The organism is Bradyrhizobium sp. 521_C7_N1_3 (genome assembly GCF_052075975.1).
GTDB lineage: Bacteria > Pseudomonadota > Alphaproteobacteria > Rhizobiales > Xanthobacteraceae > Bradyrhizobium > Bradyrhizobium japonicum.
In genome coordinates this window covers 3,320,669-3,346,992 of the sequence record NZ_CP197232.1, presented here as the reverse complement: position 1 = coordinate 3,346,992, position 26,324 = coordinate 3,320,669, and the positions used below count along the sequence as shown (strand labels likewise).

The 26,324-nt window shown below is 65.1% G+C and carries 22 protein-coding genes; 10 read left to right on the top strand and 12 right to left on the bottom strand.

Translation table 11 applies throughout. The features are described from left to right. The first annotated feature begins 2 nt into the window (after positions 1–2). The 6 genes from AB7008_RS15575 to AB7008_RS15550 all read left to right on the top strand — a co-directional run bounded on the left by AB7008_RS15575 (position 3) and on the right by AB7008_RS15550 (position 6,607). Positions 3–539, top strand: coding sequence for a hypothetical protein (locus tag AB7008_RS15575; protein WP_441259014.1), 537 nt, complete (start codon positions 3–5; stop codon positions 537–539). Positions 540–651: 112 nt separating this feature from the next. Then, positions 652–1,740, top strand: a complete 1,089-nt coding sequence (locus AB7008_RS15570) for a mandelate racemase/muconate lactonizing enzyme family protein (protein ID WP_304493215.1) — start codon at positions 652–654, stop codon at positions 1,738–1,740. Positions 1,741–1,840: 100 nt separating this feature from the next. Beyond that, the gene (locus AB7008_RS15565) at positions 1,841–2,989 is read left to right on the top strand and encodes an amidohydrolase (protein ID WP_028156930.1); all 1,149 of its coding nucleotides are present in this window, start codon (positions 1,841–1,843) and stop codon (positions 2,987–2,989) included. A 294-nt stretch (positions 2,990–3,283) separates the two neighbouring features. Further along, positions 3,284–4,711: a sodium:solute symporter family protein gene (locus AB7008_RS15560; protein WP_304493214.1), complete on the top strand. Its 1,428-nt coding sequence runs from the start codon at positions 3,284–3,286 to the stop codon at positions 4,709–4,711. Beyond that, complete coding sequence (locus tag AB7008_RS15555; protein ID WP_304493213.1) at positions 4,708–5,922, top strand: sialidase family protein; 1,215 nt, start codon at positions 4,708–4,710, stop codon at positions 5,920–5,922. The genes AB7008_RS15560 and AB7008_RS15555 overlap by 4 nt, the downstream gene beginning before the upstream one ends. A 4-nt stretch (positions 5,923–5,926) precedes the next feature. Next, positions 5,927–6,607 (top strand): SDR family NAD(P)-dependent oxidoreductase, encoded by a 681-nt coding sequence (locus AB7008_RS15550; protein ID WP_304493212.1) that lies wholly within the window; start codon positions 5,927–5,929, stop codon positions 6,605–6,607. A gap of 12 nt (positions 6,608–6,619) precedes the next feature. Here AB7008_RS15550 and AB7008_RS15545 read toward each other — a convergent pair whose 3' ends face one another. From AB7008_RS15545 to AB7008_RS15520, 6 genes are all read right to left on the bottom strand, one after another. Continuing rightward, the gene (locus AB7008_RS15545) at positions 6,620–8,272 is read right to left on the bottom strand and encodes a copper resistance D family protein (protein WP_304493211.1); all 1,653 of its coding nucleotides are present in this window, start codon (positions 8,270–8,272) and stop codon (positions 6,620–6,622) included. A 10-nt stretch (positions 8,273–8,282) separates the two neighbouring features. Further along, positions 8,283–8,645, bottom strand: coding sequence for a copper resistance CopC family protein (locus tag AB7008_RS15540; RefSeq protein WP_304493210.1), 363 nt, complete (start codon positions 8,643–8,645; stop codon positions 8,283–8,285). A 332-nt stretch (positions 8,646–8,977) separates the two neighbouring features. Beyond that, entirely contained in the window at positions 8,978–9,910 is a 933-nt protein-coding gene (locus AB7008_RS15535) for a dihydrodipicolinate synthase family protein (RefSeq protein WP_304493209.1), read from the bottom strand. 93 nt (positions 9,911–10,003) lie between these two features. Then, complete coding sequence (locus tag AB7008_RS15530; protein WP_304493208.1) at positions 10,004–11,362, bottom strand: ABC transporter substrate-binding protein; 1,359 nt, start codon at positions 11,360–11,362, stop codon at positions 10,004–10,006. A 212-nt stretch (positions 11,363–11,574) separates the two neighbouring features. Continuing rightward, the gene (locus tag AB7008_RS15525; RefSeq protein ID WP_304493207.1) at positions 11,575–12,630 is read right to left on the bottom strand and encodes a LacI family DNA-binding transcriptional regulator; all 1,056 of its coding nucleotides are present in this window, start codon (positions 12,628–12,630) and stop codon (positions 11,575–11,577) included. A gap of 105 nt (positions 12,631–12,735) precedes the next feature. Further along, entirely contained in the window at positions 12,736–13,923 is a 1,188-nt protein-coding gene (locus tag AB7008_RS15520; protein ID WP_441259013.1) for a CaiB/BaiF CoA transferase family protein, read from the bottom strand. Between the two features lie 171 nt (positions 13,924–14,094). Between AB7008_RS15520 and AB7008_RS15515 the strand changes: the two genes are divergently transcribed. Then, a complete protein-coding gene (locus tag AB7008_RS15515; RefSeq protein ID WP_441259012.1) occupies positions 14,095–14,982 on the top strand; it encodes a VOC family protein in 888 nt (295 codons plus the stop codon). A gap of 54 nt (positions 14,983–15,036) precedes the next feature. On the opposite strand, the gene AB7008_RS15510 is transcribed toward AB7008_RS15515, so the two are convergent. The 6 genes from AB7008_RS15510 to AB7008_RS15485 all read right to left on the bottom strand — a co-directional run bounded on the left by AB7008_RS15510 (position 15,037) and on the right by AB7008_RS15485 (position 21,964). Further along, a complete protein-coding gene (locus tag AB7008_RS15510; protein ID WP_441259011.1) occupies positions 15,037–15,321 on the bottom strand; it encodes a hypothetical protein in 285 nt (94 codons plus the stop codon). A gap of 201 nt (positions 15,322–15,522) precedes the next feature. Beyond that, positions 15,523–18,024, bottom strand: a complete 2,502-nt coding sequence (locus AB7008_RS15505) for a two-component system VirA-like sensor kinase (RefSeq protein ID WP_304493204.1) — start codon at positions 18,022–18,024, stop codon at positions 15,523–15,525. Continuing rightward, complete coding sequence (locus AB7008_RS15500; protein ID WP_248881835.1) at positions 18,021–18,875, bottom strand: cytochrome-c peroxidase; 855 nt, start codon at positions 18,873–18,875, stop codon at positions 18,021–18,023. Before AB7008_RS15500 ends, AB7008_RS15505 begins: the two co-directional genes overlap by 4 nt. Positions 18,876–19,196: 321 nt before the next feature. Further along, positions 19,197–19,817, bottom strand: coding sequence for a DUF1127 domain-containing protein (locus tag AB7008_RS15495; RefSeq protein ID WP_248881834.1), 621 nt, complete (start codon positions 19,815–19,817; stop codon positions 19,197–19,199). A 107-nt stretch (positions 19,818–19,924) separates the two neighbouring features. After that, entirely contained in the window at positions 19,925–20,650 is a 726-nt protein-coding gene (locus AB7008_RS15490) for a response regulator (protein ID WP_014497160.1), read from the bottom strand. Positions 20,651–21,013: 363 nt separating this feature from the next. Then, entirely contained in the window at positions 21,014–21,964 is a 951-nt protein-coding gene (locus AB7008_RS15485) for a c-type cytochrome (RefSeq protein ID WP_304493203.1), read from the bottom strand. A 389-nt stretch (positions 21,965–22,353) separates the two neighbouring features. Here AB7008_RS15485 and AB7008_RS15480 point away from each other — a divergent pair, with 389 nt between their 5' ends. From AB7008_RS15480 to AB7008_RS15470, 3 genes are all read left to right on the top strand, one after another. After that, positions 22,354–23,700, top strand: a complete 1,347-nt coding sequence (locus AB7008_RS15480; protein ID WP_041955994.1) for a glycosyltransferase — start codon at positions 22,354–22,356, stop codon at positions 23,698–23,700. An 84-nt stretch (positions 23,701–23,784) separates the two neighbouring features. Beyond that, positions 23,785–25,035, top strand: a complete 1,251-nt coding sequence (locus AB7008_RS15475) for a multidrug effflux MFS transporter (protein WP_304493202.1) — start codon at positions 23,785–23,787, stop codon at positions 25,033–25,035. Between the two features lie 233 nt (positions 25,036–25,268). Next, positions 25,269–26,291, top strand: coding sequence for an alpha/beta hydrolase (locus AB7008_RS15470; protein WP_441259010.1), 1,023 nt, complete (start codon positions 25,269–25,271; stop codon positions 26,289–26,291). Positions 26,292–26,324: the final 33 nt, after the last annotated feature.

Genomic DNA, 26,324 nt, shown 5'->3' with positions numbered 1-26,324 from the left:
GCGTGGTTCGGTTCGCGCTCGCGGGATTTGCGCTTCTGGCGCTTGCGAGCGCGGCTGGCGCGGAAGAGGACAACAGCGCCTTGCTGGTTGATCTCTTCGCAAAGATTTGCGCGCCCAAGCCGGCCAGGCCGAGCCAGGTCGAGCGCATCGCCAGGGGGCTGGGTTTTGTCAGTGACGGCGGCCCGATCACGGCCGAGATGGAACGCGGGCCTAAAATCGACATTCTCTACTCGGCGAAGCTGATCAGGCGCGGCGAGAGGCTCGGCAGCATGACGGTCTACTTCGCAGGACCTGACGATGGTCCGAGCGTGACCTGCAGCGTGTCGGCCGTCGGCGTCTCGGCCGACACGCTGCCCGGGTTGATCGAAACATCATTGAAGGCTCGTGAGCGGATCGACGAGCCGTCCAACGACGACAATCATCGTCGGGCGAGCTGGCATGTCGGCGCCGGCAGCGGCGAAGCGCTTGAAATGTCGGTGTGGCGAACGTCGCCGCATCGGGCCTCGATCAGCATCAATTATTTCGCCACCAAACGGTGAGCGGGATCACCCGCGCCGCGCGGCCTTGTTACGCGTTGCGGACGCGTCTGGCACATCTACAATGCTGCCTACCTTACGAACGACGAACCAAAAAGAAAAATCGGGAGCAAACATGCCGCGCATCACGAATATCGAATCCGCCCTTTACCGGATCCCCCTCCCCGTCACGCTGTCGGACTCCACGCATGGCGAGATCGCGGCGTTCGAGCTGATCACCTGCCGCATCCGCGATGCCGACGGCGCCGAAGGCGTCGGCTACACCTACACGGTCGGGCGCAATGGCGGGGCGACTGCGGACATCCTCAAACGCGAGATCCCGCCGCTGGTCGAGGGACGCGAGGCCGACGACACCGAAGCGATCTGGCATCACGTCTGGTGGGGCCTGCATTATGGCGGGCGCGGCGGGCCGGCCGTGCTGGCGCTGTCCGCGCTCGACATCGCGTTGTGGGACCTGAAGGCGCGGCGCGCGAAATTGCCGCTGTTCCGCCTGCTCGGCGGCTTCGATGCGCAGGTGCCCTGCTATGCCGGCGGCATCGACCTCGATCTCTCCGTCGAGGCGCTGCTCGCGCAGACCGACGGCAATCTCGCCAAGGGCTTTCGCGCCATCAAGATGAAGGTCGGCCGGCCCGATCTCAAGTCCGACGTCGCGCGCGTCGCGGCGATGCGGCAGCATCTCGGCGATGGCTTTCCGCTGATGGCGGACGCCAACATGAAATGGACGGTGGAGGACGCGATCCGCGCCGCCCGCGCCTTCGTCCCCTACGACCTCACCTGGCTCGAGGAGCCTGTTATCCCCGACGACGTGGCGGGCCATGCCCGCATCATGCAGGCCGGCGGCGTGCCGATCGCGGCCGGCGAGAATTTGCGCTCGCTGTGGGAGTTCAAGAACTACATCGTCGCCGGCGCGGTGTCCTACCCGGAGCCCGACGTCACCAATTGCGGCGGCGTGAGCGCGTTCATGAAGATCGCGCGGCTGGCGGAGGCGTTCAATCTCCCGGTCACCAGCCACGGCGCGCACGACATCACGGTGCATTTGCTCGCGGCATGCCCGAACCGCTCGTATTTGGAAGCGCATGGTTTCGGACTGGACAAGTATATCGAGCACCCGCTGGTGCTCGCGGACGGCAAGGCGCTGGCGCCGGACCGGCCGGGCCACGGTATTAGCTTCGACTGGAAAGGGCTGGCGAAGCTTTCGCCGTAGGGACGCATTGCTGCACGCGAGGCATTCCGAGGGGCTTGATGCGGCCGCCGGATATTCGGTTATGGTGGCGATAGCCGCCACCATCCGAGAGACGCCAGCCTTGACACCCGAGCTGCACCAGAAACTGACCCAGTGGCGCCGGCATCTGCATGCGCATCCGGAACTGGGCCTCCACGAGAAGGCCACCTCTGCCTTCGTGCAGGAGAAGCTCACCGAGCTCGGCATTCCCTTCGAGGCGGGCATCGGCGGCCACGGCGTCGTTGCGACGCTGACGCGAGGGGCGGCACAGGGCCGCGTCGGCCTGCGCGCCGACATGGATGCGCTGCCGATCACTGAGGACACCGGCCTGCCCTACGCCTCGACGACATCAGGCGTGATGCATGCCTGCGGCCATGACGGGCACACCGCCTCGCTGCTCGGCGCGGCCGCGCTGCTGGTGGCCGACACCAGCTGGAGCGGCACCGTCGACTTCATCTTCCAGCCGGCCGAGGAAGGGCTTGGCGGCGCGCGCGCGATGGTCGGGGCGGGCCTGTTCGACCGCTTTCCGATGACGCGGGTGTTCGGCTTCCACAACTGGCCGGGGCTCGCAGCGGGCACCATCGCGGTCCATGACGGCGTCGTGATGGCTTCCGGCGGACGCGTCAGCATCACCATCGACGGCCATGCCGGACATGCCGGCATGCCGCATCTGACCCGCGATCCCGTGATGGCGGCGGGACACCTGATCGTGGCGCTGCAATCGGTCGTGTCGCGCAGCATCGATCCGCTCGACACCGCCGTGCTCTCGCTGTGCACGCTCGAAGGCGGCACGGCGCGCAACCAGATCGCGGGACGCGTCACCATCGGCGGCACGCTGCGGTATCATCGCGACGCGGTGAAGGACGTCATCCTGGCGCGGATCGAACAGATCTGCGCAGGCATTGCGACGACCTTCGGCGTCAAGGTCACGCCCGAAATCGTCATGGGCGTCGGCGTGGTCGTCAACACGCCGGCCGAGGCGGGCCTGGCGCGCCTCGCCGCGGAGAGGGTGCAGACCGAGGTGCGACGCGATCTCGCGCCGAGCATGGCCGGCGAGGATTTCGCCTTCTATCTCAAGCAGTGCCCCGGCGCCTTCGCCTGGATCGGCAACGGTGAATTGCGCGACGGCGCCGAGCTGCACGGCCCGCGCTACGATTTCAATGACGCGATTCTGCCGGTCGCCTCCAGCTGGATGGCCGAGGTCGCCAAGGCGGCGCTGAAGTCGAACTGACCCCGAAAACGGCAGGGCCCCGGATTCCCTGCGCATGACGTCGGCCCTGCGCCGACCGTCCCGCCGCACTGTCCCACCGCCAATTTTTCTCCGGCCTGCAACCCTTTGAACTTTCAGCGGCGATGACTGCCCGCGCGGGCGCGTTGCAGCGCCGCACCGTCGCGCGCGCTTGACGCGGGACGTGCGGGCAGGAATAATGAAATTAAAGAACAATTGTTCGCATTCCGAACAATCTGCAGCGGGATCAAGCGGGCTCACGACACCGCATCCGCGTCACCAGAGGAAACGTCATCGATGCAAGCCATCTTCAATGGCGACAGCACGCTCATCGTCGCAATGATCGTCGCCTACATTGCCTTCACGTCCTGGCTCACGCTCAAACTGCGCAGCAGGACCAGCGATCAGTTCATGACGGGCGCACGCGCGATGCCGGCGGTGGTCGTCGGCGTGCTGATGATGTCCGAATTCGTCGGCGCCAAATCGACCGTCGGCACGGCGCAGGAAGCGTTCCAGTCGGGCATGGCGGCGGGGTGGGCCGTACTCGGCGCCTCGATCGGCTTCCTGCTGTTCGGGCTCCTGATGGTGAAGAAGCTCTACAGTTCCGGCGAATACACCATCTCGGCGGCGATCGCGCAGAAATACGGCAAGTCGACCATGCTCACGGTGTCGGTGATCATGATCTACGCGCTACTGCTCGTGAACGTCGGCAACTATGTGAGCGGCGCGGCCGCGATCGCCACCGCACTGCATGTCAGCATGCCCGTTGCGATGTGCATCATCGCCGTGGTCAGCACCTTCTACTACGTGTTCGGCGGACTGAAGGGCGTCGCCTGGGTGACGATCCTGCACAGCGCCATCAAGGTCGTCGGTATCGTCATCATATTTTCGGTTGCGATGTCGCTGACCGGCGGCATCGCGCCGATCCAGGCCAAGCTGCCCGCCTATTACTTCAGCTGGGACGGCAAGATCGGCTTTGCGACCATTTTCGCCTGGACCTTCGGCACCGTCGGCGCGATCTTCTCGACCCAGTTCATCGTGCAGGCGATCTCCTCGACGCCGAGCGCCGACGACGCGCGCAGGGCCACCTTCTATGCGGCGGCGTTCTGCCTGCCGCTCGGATTCCTGCTCGCCTTGATCGGCGTCGCGGCGAAATTCCTCTATCCCGACATGAACAGCCTCTACGCGCTTCCGGTGTTCTTGGAGAAGATGCCGCCGCTGGCCTCGGCCTTCGTGACGACCTCGCTCGTCGCCTCGATCTTCGTCAGTGTCTGCACGGTTGCGCTCGCGATCGCCTCGCTGGTGGTCCGCGACTTCTACGTCCCCTACTGGAAACCGACGCCCGAGCGGGAACTGAAGATGACCCGCCTGTTCTCGGTGGCGATCGGCATCGCGCCGCTGGTCTTCGTCTTCTTCATTCCTGAAATCCTCAAGCTGTCGTTCTTCACGCGCGCGCTGCGCCTGTCGATCACGATCATCGCGATGATGGGGTTCTATCTGCCGCTGTTTGCCAGCAACCGCGGCGCCACCGCGGGCCTGATCGGCGCGGCGATCTCGACGACGGCCTGGTACATGCTCGGAAACCCCTTCGGCATCGACAACATGTATGTCGCGGCCGCGACACCGCTGGTGGTGATGGCGGTCGAGCGCCTGGCGATGGGCCGCGCTCCGGCCGCCGCCGCGACGCCGCAGCCAAATGCATTGATGGAAAGGACATCGATATGATCACCGATACCGGGATCGTGACCACCGACGTCGGGATCGCCGCCGATGGCGTCGTTCGCCCGGCCGCCGGCGATCCCGACCGGTCCGACGCTTTCATTCCCTCGCCTTGCGTGCAGAACCACGCCGCCAATCTGATGCCGCTCGCGAACGGCGATCTGGCCTGCGTCTGGTTCGGCGGCACGCAGGAGGGCATGTCGGACATCTCGGTCTATTTTTCGCGCCTCGCGCGCGGCGCGACGCAGTGGTCTCCCGCCGAAAAGCTGTCCGACGACAGCGGACGTTCGGAGCAGAATCCGGTGCTGTTTCCCGCACCTGACGGCACGCTGTGGCTGATGTGGACGGCGCAGCTCGCGGGCAACCAGGACACCGCGCTGATCCGCCGCCGCCTCTCCCGCGACAACGGCAGGAGCTGGGGCCCAATCGAGACGCTGTTTCCCGAGCAGCGCGGCCGCGGCACCTTCATCCGGCAGCCGATCGTCGTGCTCGACAATGGCGACTGGCTGCTGCCGGTGTTCTATTGCCACAGCACGCCGGGACGGAAATGGAACGGTGACGAGGACACCAGCGCGGTGAAGATCTCGTCCGATTCCGGCGCGACCTGGCGCGACATCGACGTCCCCGGCAGCCGCGGCTGCGTGCATATGTGCATCGCGCGGCTCGACGACGGCTCGCTGATTGCCTTTTACCGCAGCCGCTGGGCGGACACGATCTATCAGAGCCGGTCCGCCGATCACGGCCGCACCTGGTCCGCGCCGGTCCAGACCGTGCTGCCCAACAACAACTCCTCGATCCAGGTCACGCGGCTTGGCAACGGTCATCTCGCGCTGGTCTTCAACGACTCCAGCGCCAGGGATGCAACCGGGCGCCGCCTCTCGCTCTATGACGAGATCGAGGACGATTTGCCGCCGGTGCTCGCCGGCGACGGCAAAAAAACGGATGAACGCACCGCGTTCTGGGGCGCGCCGCGGGCGCCGATGACGCTGGCCGTTTCCGCCGACGGCGGGCGGACATGGAGCAAGCGCAATGTCGAGACCGGTGACGGCTATTGCATGACCAACAATTCACGCGATCAGACCAATCGCGAACTGTCCTACCCTTCGGTCAAGGAGACCGCCGACGGGGCGATCCACATGGCCTTCACCTTCCATCGCCGCGCGATCAAATATGTGCGCGTGACCGAGCCGTGGGTGAAGCGCGCCATCCGGGGCTGAGACCATGGACAGGAGGCCGCACGCGCTCGTCACGGGCGCCAGCTCAGGGATCGGTGCTGCGATCGTCGAACGGCTGCTGCACGATGGCTGGCGCGTCACCGGCATCAGCCGGCGTCCCGCGCCATTCGACCATCCGGCCTTCGATCACCTCTCGCTCGATCTCGGAGAGGTCGGTGGCATCGCGAACGCCGTCGCGGGCATCGCGCCGACCGCGCTCGTTCACGCGGCCGGCATGCTCAAGGTCGGCGGCCTCGGATCGCTCGACCATGACGACGGCGCCGCGATGTGGCGGCTGCATGTCGATGTCGGCGAGCGCCTCGCCGATGCGCTGGCGCCGCGCCTGCCGCAAGGCGGGCGCATCATCTTCATCGGCAGCCGAACCGCGTCGGGCGCAGCCGGCCGCGGCCAATATGCCGCGACCAAGGCGGCGCTGGTGGCGCTCGCGCGATCCTGGGCCATCGAGCTCGCGCCGCGCGGCATCACGGTCAACGTCGTTGCGCCCGCCGCAACCGAGACACCGATGCTGAAAGACCCGACGCGCGCCAATGTCGCGCCAAAGCTGCCACCGATCGGCCGCTTCATTCGGCCGGAGGAAGTCGCGCACGCAGTGGCGTTCCTGCTTTCGCCGGAGGCCGCGGCCATCACCGGACAGCAGCTCGTCATCTGCGGTGGCAGTTCGCTCTGAGTTCGTGCGCCGTCAGGCTTCGCGGTATTCCAGCAGGATCAGCCCGACCAGGACGAAGGCGATGGGCCAGATCCAGGCCGCGCCCTGACGGACGCGGCCGTCCATGCGCAATTCGAGCCAGCGCGCCCATCCTGCCGTGACGCCGCACAGCGCCAGCGGCGTGTGACTCATCTCGATGAGGAGCTGGTCCTTGATGTTGGCGATCGCGTGGGAATGCGTCAGCAGCAGCGCCCCGCCGAGCGCCGTCGTCAGCGGGAATACCAGCGCCGCCGGCCCGGCCTTGCCGCCGCGCAGGCGCACGCGCCACTCGAAAATGCCGAACACGGCGATCAGCAGCACGAAGATGCGATGCTGCGCCACTTCCGGATCGCGCAGTGATTCGAAGAAGCCCGCCGGCCCGAGCGGCCAGGCCTGCTCGTCGGCGCGAAAGAACAGGAAAGCCGCCATGCCGAGAAACAGCAGCGGCCAGTGTTTCGCCCATCGCCCCCAGCGAAAATGCTCGATCACCGCGAGCAGTCCGATCAGCACCACGAAGATGCCGGCCCAATGGTGGTTGTACTCGGACCAGGCGATGTCTTCGGCATTGCGCGGCAGGATCGTGCCCTCGCCGGGAACGTAGGCGGCTAGCGCATTCGCGCGCCCGGCGTCCGCCAGGGTGATTTTGGCCTGGAGCTGCGCGACGGTGAGCTTGTCGTAACCAGGGCTGGCCAGGCGCGGCGGCCATTGCGGCGTGGCGCGCTCGACAATTTCGTGCCAGTTCAGGCGATCCTGCGCGAGATCGACGCCCGGCGGCAGCGAGGTCAGCGACGCGGCGGCGAGCAGGACGGTGAGACCGATGCCGATCTCGACCTCGGCGAAGCGTTTCAGCCGCAGGATCGGCGTAGAGGGATCGCGCCGCAGCCGCTCGACGAGGAAGTAGTTGCCTGCTCCGAGCGCCAGCAGCATCAGCAGCAGGCCGACTTTCGCCAGCGTCATGACACCATAGGCGGTGCCGTAGATCGCTTCGATCGAGCCGATATAGGTCACCGCCATCGTCACGCCGCCGGCGAGGATCGCGGCGACCGCGGCCATCGACATCAGCGAATAGCGCCGCGCGATGCGGCGCCAGTCGCCCGCGTCCTTGCAGCCGCTGAGCGCGATCAGGAAATAGGGCAGCCCGCCGATCCAGACACTCGCGCCCAGCATGTGACCGGCATCGGACAACAGCAGCGGCCAGCGGACGTCCGGCCGGCTGGCCGCGTGGGTCAGCCGGGTCTGCATCGCGAGAGCCAGCACGGCAAGTGCGACAAGGCCGATCGAACGCACGCGCGCGGGATTCGTCGCAAGGACAGCGATGCCGAAGGCGCAGGCTGCGATGACGAGGTCGGCCCGGCCGAAATCGGCACCGAGCGCTTCGCTCCACGCGACCTGGAGCGTCCCGACCAGCGCGGCCGCATTGAGCGCCAGCGAGGCGATGGTGAGGAGCGCCCATGCCAGCGCGCTGATCCTGAGAACCGCCCTGCACCGCTGCTCGATCGTCAGGCCGTCGCTCGTGAGCTGCGGCCGTAGCGGCGCCCACAGCAACATCCAGAACGCCAGACCGCCGAGCGTGAAGGACTGCGCGATGAGAATCAGGCCCCGCAGGACGACCGACAGATAACCGAAGATGTCGAGGAGCAGATACAAGGGCGCGGCGTCAGCGAACGTTGAACGGAATGTCGCCGCGCGTGATGTGCCCGTCGACGCTCAACACCTGCCAGCGCAGGCGCCACGCACCGCTCGACAGATGCGTTGCATCGGCATTGAGGTCGTCAACGGGCGCGTCGGCGGCCGGCGTCACCGCTTGCGTCACGCCGTTCGGGGCGAACAAGGTCAGCTTGGAGCGGGCATGATCGATCCGGCTGTTGAAGTGCAGGCGGATCGCCACCGCATCGCCGGATACGATCGCCCCCGCCGCTGGCGCGGACGACACGATGATCGCGTGAGCCGAGGCCACGTGCGGCCCGACAAGACACGACAGGACAAAGGCAGAGATCGCGATTCTGAAGGACGCGCCCATGGTGCTCGCTCGCAACCGGCAACTCTCACCTCACCCGCCGCTCGCGGCGTGTGAATGATGTGCGAACGTATGTTGGAACCGATTGCTCGTCCACAAGGGCGCGCGAGATTTGAATTCGGCCGCCGCGCATGGAAAGGCGTCGTCTGTTGCTCCTGCGACACACCGGGAAATGCCGCGCGAGCCGGGGCAGATCAGCTGATTGGGGCGGGAGCAACTTCAGCCAGATGAATGCCTCTCCCAAGCGCCTGAAATTGCTCCGGAAAACGGAGCGCCCGATCGGATCAGCCGCCGCTTGGCGAGCGCGCTCACAACATCGAGAGCGGCAGCGGCGATCAGCGCGCGGCCGCGATCCTGGCGCGGAAGATCTGTTGCCCCTGCATGATCTTGTCGAGCAAAGCATCGAGCGCCCAGAAGCGTTCACGGATGTCGAAATCGATGGTCCGGCTGTGGGCGCAGGCAAACGTGCCGAGCCTCTGATGGTACAGCTTGGCCAGCTTGGGATATCCCATCGGCTCAGCCATCGCGGCGAGCGCGAGGTAGACGGAGAGATCGTCCGCCAGCGCCGGATGCCGCGCGCTGTCGGTCAACAGCCATTTGTAGAGATCGGGATGGAAGTTCGTGAACACGCCGGTGAAGCCGGCGGATCCGCTTCTGATGGCGTCGAAGGCGATCGCCGCATTGGCATTGACGATGGCGAGCGAGGAATTCTTCGTCAGCGCCACGCGACGCTTCACGGTCTCGAGGTCGCAGGACACGTCCTTGAGGATCGCGAAGCGCCCGCTCTCGGCGCAGAACGCCAGCTCGTCGTCGGACATGAGCCGCCGGAACGGCGCGGGACATTCGTAGAGGCCAAGCGGGAGATCGGCGGGCAGCGCATCGAGCAGATGGCGCAGATGATCCATGAAGACCGTGCCGCCCTGCCCCTTCGGATCGAACCGGTTCGTCACCAGCACCAATCCGTCCACGCCGATCGCGGCGATGGCGGTCAGCTCGGTCACTTGATCGTCGCGGGATTCACTGACGTGGCCTGATGCGATGACAGGCACCCGGCCCGCCGCCTGCCGGACGACGAAACGCGCCAGCGCGACGCGCTCCTCGAGGCTCAAAAACTGCATCTCGCTCGACTGGGCCACGGCGAACAGCGCATCCGCGCCATTGGCGATGTACCATTCGACGAGGCTTTCGAGGCCCGCATAGTCGATCGCGTCGGCTTCGCTGAACGGCGTCAGCATCACCGGAATGATGCCCTTGATGGTTGCGGTCACAAATCGGCTCCCAAGACGTTGAATTCGGTGACAGGCAGGAGCCTGCCGCTCACGCGTCTTGCGACGCGTGAGCGTGGCTGTTCAGGCTGGCAGTCAGTTGCCGGCCACTTCCTTGATGCGGGCGATCATGTCGTCGACGGCCTTGTCGACCGGCACCTTGTTGGTGACGATGGCGTTCACGGCCTTCATCCAGACGTTCTCGTTGTTGAGAGTCGTGAACTTGTAGTTCTTGCTCATCTCGTAGCCGCCGACGCCGGCGAAGAACTGGTCGCGCACGGCGCGGCGATGAACGTCGCCGTCCCAGAAGGCGGACTTCTGCGCGGCCGTCTTGACCGGGAACCAGCGGCCGAGTGCGCCTTCGACATAGGGCTGGAGGTTCTCGTCGCGCAGCAGGAACGAGACGAACTCCTTGGCGCGGTCCTTGTTCTTGGCCTGCTCGAAGATCAAGCCGACCACCACGGAGGCGCGGGTGTGGACCGGCGTGCCATCCGGCTTGTTGGGCCAGACCATGGTGCGGATGCGGTCGTAATAGTTCTTCTTGGCTTCATCGCGCTGCTCGGCGGTGAGCGTCTCGTTGCCGGCATCGTCGAGCCATTTGCCGGGGAGCGAAACCGTCGAATTGTGCGTCATGATCGTCGTCTTGTTGTGGAAGGCGACGTTGTTGTCGGGATCCTTCCAGCTCGTCGCCGATTGCGGCGTGCAGCCTTTCGCGGCGATCTCGACATAGTCCGTCATGGCGGCGACGAGACCCGCCTTCACCTTGGGATCGTCGACCAGCAGCTTGCCGTTGTCGTCGACGAGCACGACGTTGTAGGCGTCCATGAACACCAGGAACGAGATGAAGCTGTCGGTGGCGTCGACGCCCATCGGATGGCCGATGCCGTAGATGCGCTTGCCGGACGCCTTGCGCACCGCCGGTTGCGCCTTGTCACACCAGAACGACCAATAGCCCTTCCAGTCCTTCGGGATGTCGGTCTCCTTGAGACCTCCCTCCTCCAGCATGTCCTTCCAATAATGCAGATGCAGCGTCGCCTGCTTCAGCGGGAAGGCGTAATAGGCCTTCGCCTTGGTCTTGTCGTTGTACAGCATGACCGTTTCGAGCGACTGCGGGGAGAACTCGCCCTTGATCGGCGCGAGCACGGAGCCGAGATCGACCAGCTTGCCTTCGGAGGCCCACTTGCCGGCGCCCTGAAAATGGTAGGTGTCCGCATAGGTGACGTCGGGCGGACTGCCGGCATCGAGCGCCGCCACCAGCTTCGGCATCATGTCCTGCGTCGCATATTGCGACAGCTCGACCTTGACCCCGGTCTTGGCCTCGAACTTCTTGACGACGGCGAGCAGCGCATCTTCCTCGGCCTTGTAGTAGCCCTTGTTCCACCAGACGACGAGCTTCTCCTCGGCGGCCGCGGGGCTCGCCGTTCCCATCATCGGCAGAAGCAGCGAAACCGCCATCGAACAGTTTCTGGCCCACCGCAAAACGCTATTCCGCATCGTCGTTTCCTCTCCGTCTCATCCGGCGAGGGGCCCGCCGGTTGCTCTCATGGCGTTTAAAACGCGCCCATGTAAGCGCTTACATATCTGGAGTCAAGCGGCCCTTTGAGAAGGAAGCAGCCCTCTTGGCGGGACGATGCGCGCTATCGAAGAGACGACCGCTCTGTGCGGGATCAGGCGTCCCTGGCGTGACCCGCGCTGTCGCGGATTTTCAGAACAGGCACGACTTCGCGGGACTGCGCCTGCGCTTGCCGGCCCGCGATCACCGCGAGGAGCTCGTTGGCCGCCAGGACACCGATCTCCTGATTGTCGACCTTCATCGTCGTGAGCCTGGGAGAAAAGCGCGATGAAATCGCAAGATCATCGAAGCCGGTGATCGAAAAATCCCCGGGCGCGTCCAGGCCGCATTCCCGCGCGGCCATCAACGCACCGAGCGCCAGATTGTCGTTGCCGCAAACGATCGCGGTCGGCCGAACGTCGACGGCTTGCGTCATCAATCCGGCAAAACTGGCCGCACCAAACTCCAGCGTCGAGGGACCCATCATCAGATCCTGTGCCGCGATCTCCAAACCCGCGGCCGCGAGCGCTTCGCTGACGCCGCGAAGCCTGTCCTTGACGCGGTCGTTGTTGGTGTCGGGCTGGAAGATGGCGGCAAACCGGCGATGGCCGAGCGACAGCAGATGCTCCGTCATGCGGCTGAACGCGGCGCGATTGTCAAAGCCGATGCACGGATGCGGTGACAGCCTGTTGTAGGAGTACGTCACCACATAGGGAATGCCACGCGAGTTGAGCGCGTCAAAAAGCTCGGAGGGATGATTTTCACCGACCACGGCAATTGCTTCCACACCGCGCGCAAGCATCGCTTCGGCCTGCCGCAAGCCCTCGTCCGGATCATAGTTCGAGCAGCCCAGGAACAGTGTGAAGCCGCGTTCGCTGAAGACGGTCTGCATGCCGCCGATCTGGTGGGCGAAGATTTCGTCGTCCAGGGTCGGGATGATGGCGCCGGCGATATGCGTCCGGCGCGACGCCAGCGCCCGTCCGGCAGCATTGGGAATCCAGTTCAGCGCGCGTGCGGCGTCCTTGACCCGCTGCCTGACCTCTTCGGACACCTTGTCGGGTTCGTTGAAGGCGCGCGAGACGGTCGCGGTCGAGACATTGGCCTTGCGGGCGACCTCCTCGAGCTTGACGCGGCCGCTGCCTCCACGCGCTCTCTTTGAACCTGCCACCATCCCCGCCATTTCGGTCAAACGCCTGATCGATCAATACCTTGCCATGGTATTGACGACCACCGGAGTCCTCAACGAAAATCTCCCGGCGAGGGACGCGCGTGCTTCCTAGACGATCCCGCCCTGCCGAAGCGCCGCAATCGCAGCCACGTCGTAGCCAAGCTCCGTCAGGACGAGGTCAGTGTGCTCGCCGAGCGTCGGCGGACGCGATGCGATCTCGCCTGGCGTTTCCGACAGCCGGACGGCAGCGCGGGCCACGGGTGCGCGTTGAGGCAGGCCGGGATATTCGATCTCCTGCATGAAGCCGGCGGCGCGAATATGCGGATGGTCCAGCGCCTGTTGCGGGCTGAGAACGGGCCCGGTCGGAATCATGGCCCTGCCCAGAGTATCGACAGCCTCCTGCGTGGTGCGCTCGGCGCACCAGCGCGCCATCCGCGCGCTGATGACGGGGCCGTTGTTGCCGCGGCTGATGTCGTCGGCAAAGCGCGGATCGTTCAGCCACTGGTCCTCCTCGCCCATCAGCTTCGCCCAGCGTTTGAACAGCGGATGCCCCGTGACCTGGCACAGCACCCAGCCGTCCTTTGTGCGGTAGATGTCGGCCGGTGCTGCGGTCTGACCGAGATTGCCGGTCGGAACACGGTTGACGTTGATCACGGCCTGCTCGATCAACGTGGCATTGGTGAAGGACAGCGCGGTGGCGAGCAGCGCGCCCTCGACGATCTGCCCGCGTCCGGATTTGCCGCGCTCCATCAGCGCCGCGAGCGTCCCGAACGCGCAATGCAGCGCCGTGCCGAAATCGACCCAGTTCACCGCGGCCCGATATGGCGGGTCCCCGGCACCGGTCATGTACACCGAGCCCGACATGACTTGGCCGACGCCATCGAAGCCGACGCGGTCGGACCAGGGCCCCGGCCCGCCGAACGCGGTGGCGGTCGTCAGGATGATGTCGGGCTTGATCGCCTTCAAGGAGTCGTAGTCGAGCTTCATCGCGCGCAGGGTCTGCGGCGGCAGATTGGCGACGACGACATCCGCGGTCGCGATCAGGCGGCGCATCACCTCCTGCCCTTCCGGCTTCATCGGATCGAGCGTGATGCACTTCTTGTTGCGGTTCACCTGAAGGAACAGCGCGCCTTCGCCGCCCTCGCCGACCGGCGCCACGAAGCGGTCCTCGCTGCCGTCGCGCTTTTCCACGCGGATGACCTCGGCGCCGAATTCGGCCAGCAAGGTCGCGCAATAGGGCCCTGCGATATAGCGCCCGAAATCGAGGACGCGCACGCCCTCCAAAACTCCTCCCATCGATCCCTTCCCGTATTCATATGTTCTCGTCAGATTACAGGGACTGGCTGCCACGGCAAGGCGGCAGAGAACATCATGCCCCTGCCCCTAAGATGTGATCGGCGAACAGTTTCGGCTGGCGGAAATTCTGCTTTAGTATTGCCCCGTCCGTCCCCCAGCCAGAGCACATCCATGCCGCAACAATTCGATCGATCCGCAGAAGATCTCGGCAACGCGATCCATTTCGAGCACGTCAACATCCAGGTCCCCGACCAGCGCCTCGCCACGCTGTTCTACGTGACCGGGCTTGGACTGACCCGCGATCCCTACCTGATGGTTTCCGACACCAACATGTGGATCAATGCCGGACGGAGCCAGTTTCACTTGCCGAGCGGCAGGCCGCAGGTGCTGCGCGGCCATGTCGGGCTGGTCATCGAGGGCCGCGAGGCGCTGCTGGCGCGGCTCGCGTCGGTCGCGAAGAAGCTCGAGGGCACGGCGTTCGCATTCGCCGAGCACAACGATCATGTCGAGGCAATCTGTCCGTGGGGCAACCGACTGCGCTGCTACGAGCCGGACGCCGCGCGCTTCGGGCGCATTGCGCTCGGCATTCCCTATGTCGAGTTCGACGTGCCGGAAGGCACCACGAAGGCGATTTGCGCCTTCTACCCCGAGATCATGGGCATGCCCGCAAGCTTGCGAAACGGCGACGGCCGGGTCGCCGCCGTGAAGACCGGCCGCGACCAGCATCTGTTGTTCCGCGAGACCGATCGGCCCCAGGGCGACTACGACGGCCACCACGTGCAGATGTACATCACCGACTTCTCCGGCCCCTACCGCAAACTCCTGGCGCGCGACCTGATCTCGCGCGAGGACAATCAATACCAGTACCGCTTCTGCGACATCGTCGATCTCGACAGCGGCAGGCATCTCTTCACGGTCGAGCACGAGGTCCGCAGCGCGACCCATCCGATGTTCATGCGGCCGATGGTCAATCGCAATCCGGCGATCAACAACCGCAATTACGCATTCGGCCACGATCGGTCGCTCTGGGCGATGGGGCTGGATCAATACGAGGGATAGGGAGCGGCGAACGCGCGCCTTGCGGCGCGCGCGATCCATGACGTCGGCCGGCCATCAGCAGCCACGGCAGATGATCAGCCGGCGGTCGATCTCCTTGTCGAGCCGCTGCAGCTCCGCATCTTCGGGCGAGGCTTGCGTCGACCCGGGCACGTCGCTGCGTCGCGGCTGCCGGTGACCGATGGGAGCCTGCCGGGACAGGTCCGCGAACTTCATTGCGTCCACACTGCCAGGCGAGGACATGATCACAGGCGTGCTTGCGCCTCCGGCAGCCCTGAGGCTGGAAACCGATCCGAACAGGAACGTAGCTGCGACGACGGTCACGCCAAGTCTGATTGACATCATCATTCTCCTATCGCGGTGACGTTGCGACGATGCGCATGCGATGGATAGGAGGTCCCGGCTACTCGACCATTTCGCCCGCGGCGACATCGCGTTACCATTGCAACCGCGATCGCCGATTGTCTGCGCCAGCTATGGATTCCTGTTTTGACGCGCTTTCTTTCTTCGCGCGAGCCGGTATCCGCTTCGCTCGAAAGCGCTCTAGCGCGCCGCGGCGGTTCGCCTCATCCGTCGTCGCGCGGCCGACGCGGCGACGCTCCGCGCCAGGACGCCGGCGAGCTCCGCCGATATCAGCGGGTGATGAACGAGCTCGGTGATCCCTGACGTCTCCAGCGACGGCACCGCCAGCTCGCGCGCCGAGGGGCTCGCCAGAATGATCGGCAAGGCCGGCGCCGCCGCGTGCAATGCCGCCGCCAGCTCGATCGAGGAGCCTCCGGGCAAGTGGCACACCAGCGCCGCATCGAAACGCGTTTGCGCGATGCGGCAGGCAGTGATCGCCTCCGCCAGCCTGGTGAATCCGACCGGCTCATAACCCAGCGCCGCGAGGATTTCCTCATGGCGCAACAGGCGACGGCGGTCGGTGTCGAGCACCAGCACCGTCTCGCCCGCACCACGGAACGCAAGATCGGGGCTGTGCTGAACCGGCACCGCCTCGTCGGGGTCGCCGGATGGCAGCCAGACGTCGAAGCGCGTGCCTGCATCCGGCTCGCTCTGCACGGCGACGGCCCCGCCGTAATGCTCCACGATCTCGCGAACGGTTGCGAGCCCCATGCCGTTGCCCTCCGGGCGCGTCGTGAAGAAGGGCTCGAAGATCCGCTCCAGCGTCGCCTCGTCCATTCCGGGCCCCGGATCGGTGACCGAAATCACGGTGAAGCGGCCGGGACCGACCTCACTGCGTCCGATCGACAATGGCTGTTGAAGATCGTGCACCTCGATGCCGAGTTCGATACAACCCGGCTCCGTCATCGCCTGTGCTGCATTGTTGCAAAGATTCAGGATCACCTGCTGCAACTGGGCGGGCTCGCCCATCACGGTGGCCTCTTCGGCCGACTCGTTCACCTCGAACTGGACGTGCGAAGGCAACGAAGCCGCCAGCAGCGATCTGGTTTCTTCGATCAGGGTCCTGACGCAGACACGCTCCCGCCTGCCCTCGCCGCGACGGCCGAAGCCGAGAATCTGTTCGACCAGTTCGCGCGCCCGCTCGCCGGCACGGCGGATCTCCGCAAGGCTGCCGGCCGGCCGGCCTCCCGACCGGATTCGCGCCTCAGCGATCTCGGCATAGCCGAGAATCGCGCCGACGATATTGTTGAAGTTGTGGGCGATGCCGCTGGCAAAGGTGCCGAGGGTTTCCATGCGGCGCGCTTGTTGCAGGCTCGCCTGCAAGCGCTCCTTCTCGCCTTCGAGCCGGACCCGGCGGATCGCGTTGCCGATGGCGTCGAACGCCATGCGAAACAGCGACACTTCGGACCAGTATTCGAGCGCCCCGGCCGGCACGGTGTCGAAGCCCAGGATTTCATCGCGATGTCCCCGCAACGCCGTCACGCACAGCCAGCCACCGACGCCGGCGTCCTCGAGCAGGTTCATCGTGTCGTCGGGATGGGCCGCCTTGACCTTGGGAATATAGACGACACCGCCTTCGCCACCGTCGAAGCGTGGCGCGAGGCTCAGCGCGCGATCCGGCCAACCCGGCTCGAATGCGATCCCGTCACGGGACCACCGATAGGTGCTTGTCGTCGTCCCGGTCACGCCGACGAAATAGGCGCGATCGGCACCGATGCATCCGGCGAGCTGTTGCAGCGCGGTCTCGACGTCGGCGGTGATCCTCTCGCGGCTCGAATCGATGAACCGCATCGAGATGCCGGCCATGACGTGCTCGAACGCCGCCCGGCGACGCAGCGTGACCGCACGCCGATGCAATAGCAATCCGAAATAGACCACACCGCAGAGCAGCAGCAGCGACGTCATGAACTGCAACAGGCGTACCCGGCGCGCCGACGCCCGCGAAGCGAGCTGACGCCTGGTGATCAATGCCAATACGGCATCTTGCTCGCGGTTGTTCGATTCGGCGACGAGCGTCTTCACGATCGTGTCGATGTCGGGCAGAAGGTCATGCAGCATCTGCCCGTGCATCAGCAACGCGCGGGCCGAATCCGCGTCCTGCGGCGGCGTTTGCACGAGCGACAGCTCTTCCAATCGATCCTGGACCTGGCGCGCCACGACGTCCGACGTATCGAGCGTCAGGCGCAGCATCGCTGCCGCCAATGCGGAGGCGGCCGTGACCAGCGCCCGCTGATCCGACTCGGCCAACTTGTCACTGAACAGACCGAAATAGGCAAAGGAGTTCTGGAGCAGCGCGTTGCGGCTCTTGAACCGTTCGACCAGGTCCTCCTGCCGAAGGGCGCGCGCCGACAGCACATCGATGGCCCTGGTCTCTTCGGCGTTGAGACCCGGCGTTTCGCGCAGCCGCGTCAGCGCGTCGTCATAGGCATTGGTCATCTGCACCAGCCTGTCATAGTTGCGCGACAGGCCGGCGCGCGCGGTCAGCACTTCCCTGGTCATCGCGCGTTCGAACCGGGTGAAGTCGCCAAGCGCCTGGAGCTGACGGTCGTAACGCACCGAATTGAAGTTCAGCCCGTTCAACAAGAGCCAGGTCAGCAGGGCCAGCACGCAGGTTACGCCGATCACGGCGGGGGCAAATTTCATGGGGAGCCTCCGACAGTCGCGCCGCGATAGGTGCCGGTCAGACTGTTCAGAAAGGCGACGATCGCCTTGACCTGCTTCGCCGTCAGCGTCGCGTTCAATTGGGCAAAGGCCATCTTGCGAACCGCGTCATCGAGCGTCGGCGCGCTGCCGTCATGGAAATACGGCGGCGTGGTCGCGACGTTGCGCAGGCTCGGCACGCGCAGAATCTTCGGCTCGGGCGATGCGAGCGGGTGGAATATGCCGTGGCGCTGGAACAGATTGCCGCCGACATTGACGCCCTGATGGCAGGACGCGCAGCCCAGCGATTTGAACAATTGGTAGCCGCCCAGCTCATCGTCCGACAGCGCCGCGGCATCACCCGCCAGCCAGCGATCGAACTTGCCGCCTGGCGTGACCAGCGTCCGCTGGAAGCTTGCGAGCGCATCGACGACATCGCCGCGCTCCGGGCGGTGGCCGTAGGCCGCGATGAAGCTCTCGCGCATGTCGGGATCGGCATTAAGCTTCTCTGCGATCTCGACCGAGCTGCTCGCCATGGTGCGCGGGCTTTCCAGCGACGACCTGGTATCGGCTTCGATGCTGCGCAATTTTCCTTCCCAGCCGAAGCGAAAGCTGAGCGGCGCATTGAAGACGGTGAGCGTGTTGAGTGCGATCTCCGCTCCGTCGGGGCCGACATCGTGCGGCCTCGGGCTCGCGCCGTTCGTCGCGATATCGTGACACGATGCGCAACTGCGTGAATTGTCGTGCGACAGCCTGCGATCGGAGAACAGCCGTTCGCCGAGCTTGACCTTCAGCGGGTCGATTGCCGGCGGCGCCGGAATGGGTGTGATGGGCTCATCCTTGCGGACCGACACCAAGGCGGGCTGCGGCTGCGACGGTGCGGGAGAGACCTTCAGAGAGCACGGCACAAGTGCGCAAATCACGATCGCGCAACGTCGAAGGCCGGCACCTCGTCCGGCCCCGAGAAATCTGGCGAACTGCTGCACGCCCAGCAATGTGGGGGTGAAGCGAGAATTGTCGCGTCTGCTCAAGGAGTTTTGATCGAAGCTGGATGAGGTCGCGAGAGTGGTGGTCGGCTTGGCGGTGCGAGATCGGAAGAGCCAGCTTGGATCGACATGAGCGACCGGCTCGCAGCTCGACAGAAGTCCAGCCCCACCAGGGCCATGCAAATCGCGTCAGCAATCACGACAATACCTCACCATCCGCTCGACTTCCGATCGGCCGTTGATCCCGATGTCCCGCAAGGTCCGATCGTCGAATTCCATCAGCCCTGCGACAGCCTTTCTGATTTCCCATTCCCGGCGCCAGTACGCCGGCAGGGCCATCACAGTCCCGAGAGCCGCACCGAGCGAGTGCAGCCAGCTGCGCGCCGGTCGTGCATCGCGCGGCGGGGCGCGATCGAACAGGACGATATTCCCACTCTTGCCGGCGCCATCGCTGGCGCTCTTCGCCGGCGCGGGCGGCGTGCGATCTGCCGAAGGCGGCCGGGATTCACGCACAGCGTCCAGCATCGCCTGAACCGGCACGGCCGCGGTCGGATGCAATGAGGCGCCGTAAAGGGCAAAGCCTTCCATCACGGACGCGAAGACGGCCCACCAGAATGTGGCGGCAGGTTGGTCTTGCGCGGCCGCCGGCGCGACCGGAGGCGAACCGATGTCGGGCAAGGAATGACCCGCGGCAACCGCACCGAGACGGACCATGCCGCGACCGTCGGATCGTGCGACCCAGTTCGCCCTGTCGAGTTCCATGTTACTCGGCAAGGCAACGCGGCTCACACTGTGAGAATACTTCTCCATCGCAAATCTCCCACACGCTGTTGGTGGGAGGCAATCTGACGGCCCGCTGTTACGCCAAGGTCACCGCCATCGGCAAAATGGCTACAATTGCAATCCGCCAATTGCTTCTAGAACGGATCGACCGGCACCGCGAAGACATAGCCGACGCCGCGCTCGGTCTGAATGACGCGCGGCGCGCTCGGATCGGTCTCCAGCTTGCGTCGCAGCCGCAGCACCTGGACGTCGATGCTGCGATCGAAAATATCCTCATGGATGCGGGTCGCCTGCAGCAGATGCTCGCGGGTCAGGGGGCGCTGCGGCGCCTCGAGAAAGGCCAGCAGCAGCGCATATTCACCCTTGCTCAAGGGCACCGGCGCTTCGTCGGGATCGGTCAGCTTTCGGCTGCGGCGTTCGAGTTTCCAGCCGCTGAAGCGATAGCCCCCGCGCTCGGGATCGCGGGCGCGCGCGGCCCGTCCCATCTCCTGCCGCCGCAACACCGCGCGGACGCGCGCCAGAAGCTCCCTCAGGGAAAATGGCTTGATGATGTAGTCGTCGGCGCCAAGCTCGAGCCCGACGATGCGATCGATCTCGTCGGGACGATGGCCCGTCGTGATGATGACCGGCACGTCGGAATGCGACCGGATTTCCCTCAATAGGTCCAGACCGTCATCCTGACCAAGCCGAAGATCGAGGATGATCAGGCTCGGCTGGCTGCCATCGAGGTAGTGGTTCAATTCCGATCTGTTGGAGGCCGCCCTTGTCGGGATATTGTGCTCCTCGAGATATTTGATCACCATTTGCCTTAGCGTCGGATCGTCATCGACGACGACGATGTGGCCAATATCTGCAAGCATTCCGTACTCTCAAAATTCGCCGTTCGCCGAGTGAGCTGTACTTAAAAAGTGCGAACGTCAACGTCCGGCTGTGGTGAAATGATATTATTTCGTCCGAATTGGAATCGCTCAAAATAGAACGGGATATCGGGGTCCATCGGCACACACTGAATCTATGTATGATGCCGTGATGACGCCGCAACAGGGTAATTCTGCGGCGAATTCCACCGGATGTCGCATACGTGAATAATTGTGATCCCAACGCTTGCTACTTTGGAGCGATAGGAAGCCTGCGGCCTGCGCTGTCGTTCAGCGCCTTGCCTCCACGCCGGGCGCGACCGTTTGCGGCTTCACGGAATCATCACGAGCCCGTTCACGGAATCATCAGGAGCCCGGCAGAGCCATCAGGTACTGGTAGATCGCGGCGAGATCGTCGTCATCCATCCGCCCGATCGGCCGCCACGGCATTTGCTCGCCGAGCCGATGCCCGCTCGGGTCAATGCCCGTGCGCATGGTGTCGACGAACTGCGCAAGGCTCCAGTTCTTGACGATACCGAGGTCTGGTCCAAGCGGCGGCAATTGTCCCGGCACGCCGCCGCCGAGATCCCTGCCGTGGCATTCGCGGCAATCCTGATAGGACAGCAGGTACTTGCCATAGAGCGCCGTCGGCGCCTTCGGCGGCGCGGTGATCACGCCGGTGAAGACGGGCTTCGCATCCGGCAACAATCCGGCGCCCAGCATCACGATGCCCAGCAGGCTGAAGCGATCCGGCGGATCCGGAGTCTGCGCACCGCTCGCGGGCAGGCTGCGGATGTAGGCGATCACCGCCCTGGTGTCGTCGTCACTGAGCCGGCCGGCATTGGTGAAGGACATGATCGCCAGCCAGCGTCCGCTCGCGTCGATCCCATTGCGAATGGCACGAAAGATCTCGCCGTCGGACCAATTCTTCAAGACGCCGGCGGGCGTGAGATTGGCCGGCACGAACGCGCCGATGGGAATCGGGAGATCCTTGGCGACGTCGCCGCCGCCGGTCAGCGTCCCGGTCTGCGAGTGACATGCGGCGCAAAAGCCGTCGGCCACGGCCCTGCCCCGGTCAATCTGGTCCGGTGTCGCCTCGATCCTCACATCGGGGACCGGTGCAGAACGGGCGCGTTGCCGGACGATACCGACCGCGGTCAAAGCGGCTACGCCGAACACTGAGACGGCCAGCATGGCCGTCAGCACCATGCCGCTCCACTTCGCCAGGGCAGATTTCGTCCGGGAGGCGCGAACGCCCAGCCAGGCCAGAAACGCGATGAACGCAACCATCGCAATCAGGGCGACAATATTTTCCATACCAGTCCTCAATGAATTGGGCGCGACCGGTGCCGCGCGACATCCGGATCGTCAAAAATCACTTTCGGCCGACGCCAACGCTCCAATATCTGCGAAGGCGTGCCATGCGGATGTGTGCCGGATTAGCAGCGCGGTGTTTCCGTGCCGTTTCATCACCCGCCGCTCGCGTTACAATTGTAATCCTGTGCCAGCTATCGGTCTCCGGCGCGATGTCACCGGTTTTTGCACCGGCCTTTTTGCCTGGCCTTGGCAGCGCCACGATGCGTTGCCGCCGTAACCATTTCCATTGCCGCCGGAAGCCGTGGCGTAACGGCGATCGCTTCAATTGCCTCTCACTCGACCGGACGCCCTGGGGCGACCGTGCATCGATCATCAAGAGGTCAACTCACATGAAGATTCTTATCGCTTCGACACCTGCGACGGGTCATCTCAATCCGATGCTGGCGATCACGCAAATCCTGCGTGGCGATGGTCACGAGATCGCTTTCCTGACGGGCACCGCCTTTCGTGCCCGCGTCGAAGCCAGCGGCGTGAAGTTCTTTCCCCTTCCCGAGGAAGCGGACTTCGATCCGAACGACGTCTTCTCGCGATTCCCCGAACTCAAGACCATTCCGCCGGGATTGGAGTGGTTCCGTGTTGCTTGCGAGCGCATCTTCGTCGACGCCATTCCGGCCCAACACCAGGGGCTGCGGCAAATCTTGCGGCAATTCCCCGCCGACATCATTGTCGCCGACGACATGCTGTTCGGTGTGCTGCCGATGCTGCTCGGACCGCGCTCGCAGCGGCCTCCCATCGCGCTCTGCGGAACCTCGTTTCTGCATTGGGCGCGCGAGGACGGCGCGCCCAATTTCCTCGGTCTGCCGCCGGCAACGAGCGACGAGGAGCGCGATCGCTATGCGGCCATGGCGCGGGACTTTGATGCCGCAGTCGATCAGCCGGTGTCAATGCGCCTGAACCGGGCGTTGAAGTCTCTCGGGGTCGGGCCGATCGCGATGCCGCTCTTCCATTCCGTGGTCGCTCTCGGCGATGCCTATCTGCAATTGTCGGTGCCGAGCTTCGAATTTCCTCGCGAAATTCCGCCCTCAGTGCATTTCGTCGGCACCCCGCCGATCATCGCCAACCAGGTCCCGCCGCCGCCCTGGGCCGAAGAGCTCGACGGATCGCGCAAGATCGTTCTGGTGACGCAGGGAACGGTGGCCAATCACAATTTCAATCTGCTGGTTGCCCCGACGCTGGCGGCCCTCGCGGACGAGGAAGACATCCTGGTGATCGTGACGGCAGGCGGCCGCCCGATTGACGCCATTCCCGGCAAGATCCCGTCGAACGCGCGCATCGCCAGCTATCTGCCGTTCGAGTGGCTGCTGCCGAACGTCGACGTGCTCGTCACCAATGGCGGCTATGGCAGCGTCAACCAGGCCATGAGCTTCGGCATCCCGCTGGTCACCGCGGGGCTGACCGAAGACAAGGCCGACGTCAACGCGCGGGTCGCATGGTCCGGGGTCGGCATCAACCTCGCGACCAACGAGCCGACACCGAAGGCATTGCGCGACGCGGTGCGGACGGTGCTCGATCAATCCCGCTTCCAGTCGCGTGCATCGCAGATCGCGGACGAATTCGCCGGAATCGACACGCGGGCCGAAGTCCTCCGGGTCATCGGCGAGCTCGTGGCCGACGAGAGCTCGCACACCGGCGCGATGGTGGCAAGCCGGGGGCGGCGCGCCGAACGGCGCGCGTAATCGCCAAACACGACGATGGAGGGCGGGCGACCGCGCCTCCATCACCTCATGCACATCGACCAAGCCGGAACCGGAAATCCGTCCATGCAAATCGACCCCGCATCCTTCGCCTTCACGCTGCTGCTCGGTTTTCTGGCGGCCGTGCCCTATTCCGGCATCGACATCAATCTGCCGGCGCTGGCAGCGACCGGCGCGACGCTCGACGCGAGCGCGTCGGATGTCGGGCTGACCATGAGCGCCTTCATGCTCAGCCTCGCCACCGCGCCGCTGATCTACGGACCTATCTCCGACCGCCTGGGCCGCAAGCCGATTCTGGCCTTCGGCCTCGTATTGTTCGTCGCCGCAAGCCTTGCCTGCGCGAAAGCGTCCTCGCTGCCGGTTCTGTTGCTGGGCCGCTTCGTCCAGGGCATCGGCGCCGCCGCCACCGCAACGACCTTTGCCATCATTCGCGATCTCTTCGACGGCAACGCCGCGCGAGGCAAGATCGCCAACGTCATGGTCACAGTCAATGTCGCGACCGTGATCGCACCGACGGCCGGCGCCGCCCTGCTGGCGATCGCCGGCTGGCGATCGATCTATGCCGCCCAGGCGGGGATCGGTCTCTTGCTGCTGGTCGTGGTGATGTTTCGCTTCGCGGAGACTGCGACGACCGACCGCTCCGGCCGTCTGGCGCTTTCGGCTGTCATCGACAGCTACCGCCAGGTGCTGACGCATCCGGTGTCGTTGCCTTTCATCCTGGTCGGCGCCGCGGGCGGCGCGACCGTGTTTGCCTACGTCACCGGCGCCTCGCTGTTCTTCGTCGGCGCCGTCGGACTGCGCCCCGAGCAATATGGCCTGATCTTCAGCGCATGCTCGGGGGCCGTCATGGTCGGCGCCTTTCTCGACGGCCAGCTCGGCCGGCGCGGCGTAGAGTCCGCCCGCATGCTCGCGACCGGGCTGGCGCTGTCGGCCGCCGCCAGCACCGCTCTACTCGCGATGACATTGGCCGGGTGGATGCCCACGTCACTCGTGGTTGCGCTGCTGATGGCGGTCGCACTCGGCTTCGGGTTCAGCGTGCCGAACGTGATGAGCGCGACGATGCAGCGTCTCCCGGAGATCGCGGGCGCCGTCAGCGCCGCCGCCGGAAGCATTCAGCTGACCGCCGGCGCAATATCGAGCGGGCTGGTCGCACTTCGCTTCGACGGACGGACCGCGTTGTCGATGACGGCGGTGATGGCGGCAACGTCGCTGCTCGCTCTGGTTCTGTATCTGCTAGTCGCGCGCCCCGCCGAGCGCCGCCTACCGTCGCAGACGATCGATCCCGGCGTGGCGGTCCGCAGCCCCACGAAGTCCTGATCCGTCGGGTTGCGACAAGACTTGGGCGGATAAGACTTGGGCGGACAAGACTTGGGCGAGAGGGATCGAACCTCCGAATTGCGGAACCAAGACCCGTTTGATTCCTCGACTATTTCAATCCGCATCTGGAACAAGCGGCGTGGCGAGCCCTGCCCTTATTCTCGCCGCCATCATCATTCAGGAACGCGCGCAGGGGGCGGGCTCCTCCAGGGGGCAGTTCCCAAAGGTTCTGCGTGATCATCCGACAATTAGTGCAACACGAAGTGATTGCGTCCCGCCGTGCACTCCTTGGCGGGCTTGCGTCGTCAGCCTGCGTCGTCGCGCTGGGCGGATGCGCCAGCCTGGGTGCTACCGGCGCACGCTACGACGCTTCGTCGCTTTCGGTCGACCCTACGTTGCTCGTCGTAACCACGCGCAAGCCAGTGAGCGGCGCCCGGGCGAAGCCGTGGTTCGGGCCGGAGCGGGCTTCTACGATGACCGTCGCACGAGCGAAGCTTGTGGCGCCTGGTGACAGCCGTTTCTCTCTCGCCGCAGCCGGACTTGACGATTGGCGTCTTGATGGGGTCGAGCCGGTATCGGGCGATGTCGGCAGTCTTGTCGCGCAGGCCGGCGGCGGACCAGATGTTCTCATCTACGTGCACGGCTTCAAGCAGACGTTCGAGACAGCGGCGCTCGATGCCGCGCATCTCTCCGATGGCATCAGGTTCCGCGGCCAGACGATGATGTTCTCCTGGCCCTCGAAGGCTGGACTGTTCGACTACGCCTATGACCGCGACAGCGCAATGTGGTCCCGTGATGGCTTCGAACGCGTGCTGCAATCCGTCGTGACGAGTTCGAGCGCCGGCCGCGTCCACATCGTCGCGCACAGCATGGGAACCATGCTGACGCTCGAAAGCCTGCGCCAGCTCTATGCGCGATCTGGTGACGCCGTTGCGGGCAGGATCGGGGCTGTGGTGTTCGCCGCGCCGGACATCGACATGGACGTGTTCTCATCGTCGATCAACCGCATCGGTCCGCTTTCGCGCAAGATCACCGTCATCGCCGCAACGAACGACCGCGCGCTGGCGTTGTCGGGACAAATCGCTGGTGGGATGACACGGGTCGGCGCAGCCGAAAAGACCGCCATCGAAGGGCTCGGGGTGCGCGTGGTCGATGCGTCCGAGGCAGGCTGGGGCGTTATCAACCACGACCTGTTCCTGTCGAATGCGGAGGTGCGCCAGGTGATCCGCCGCTCAATTGATACCGTGGCCGCGTGAATCTGGCGCGGCGGAAACGATATCGCCGATGCA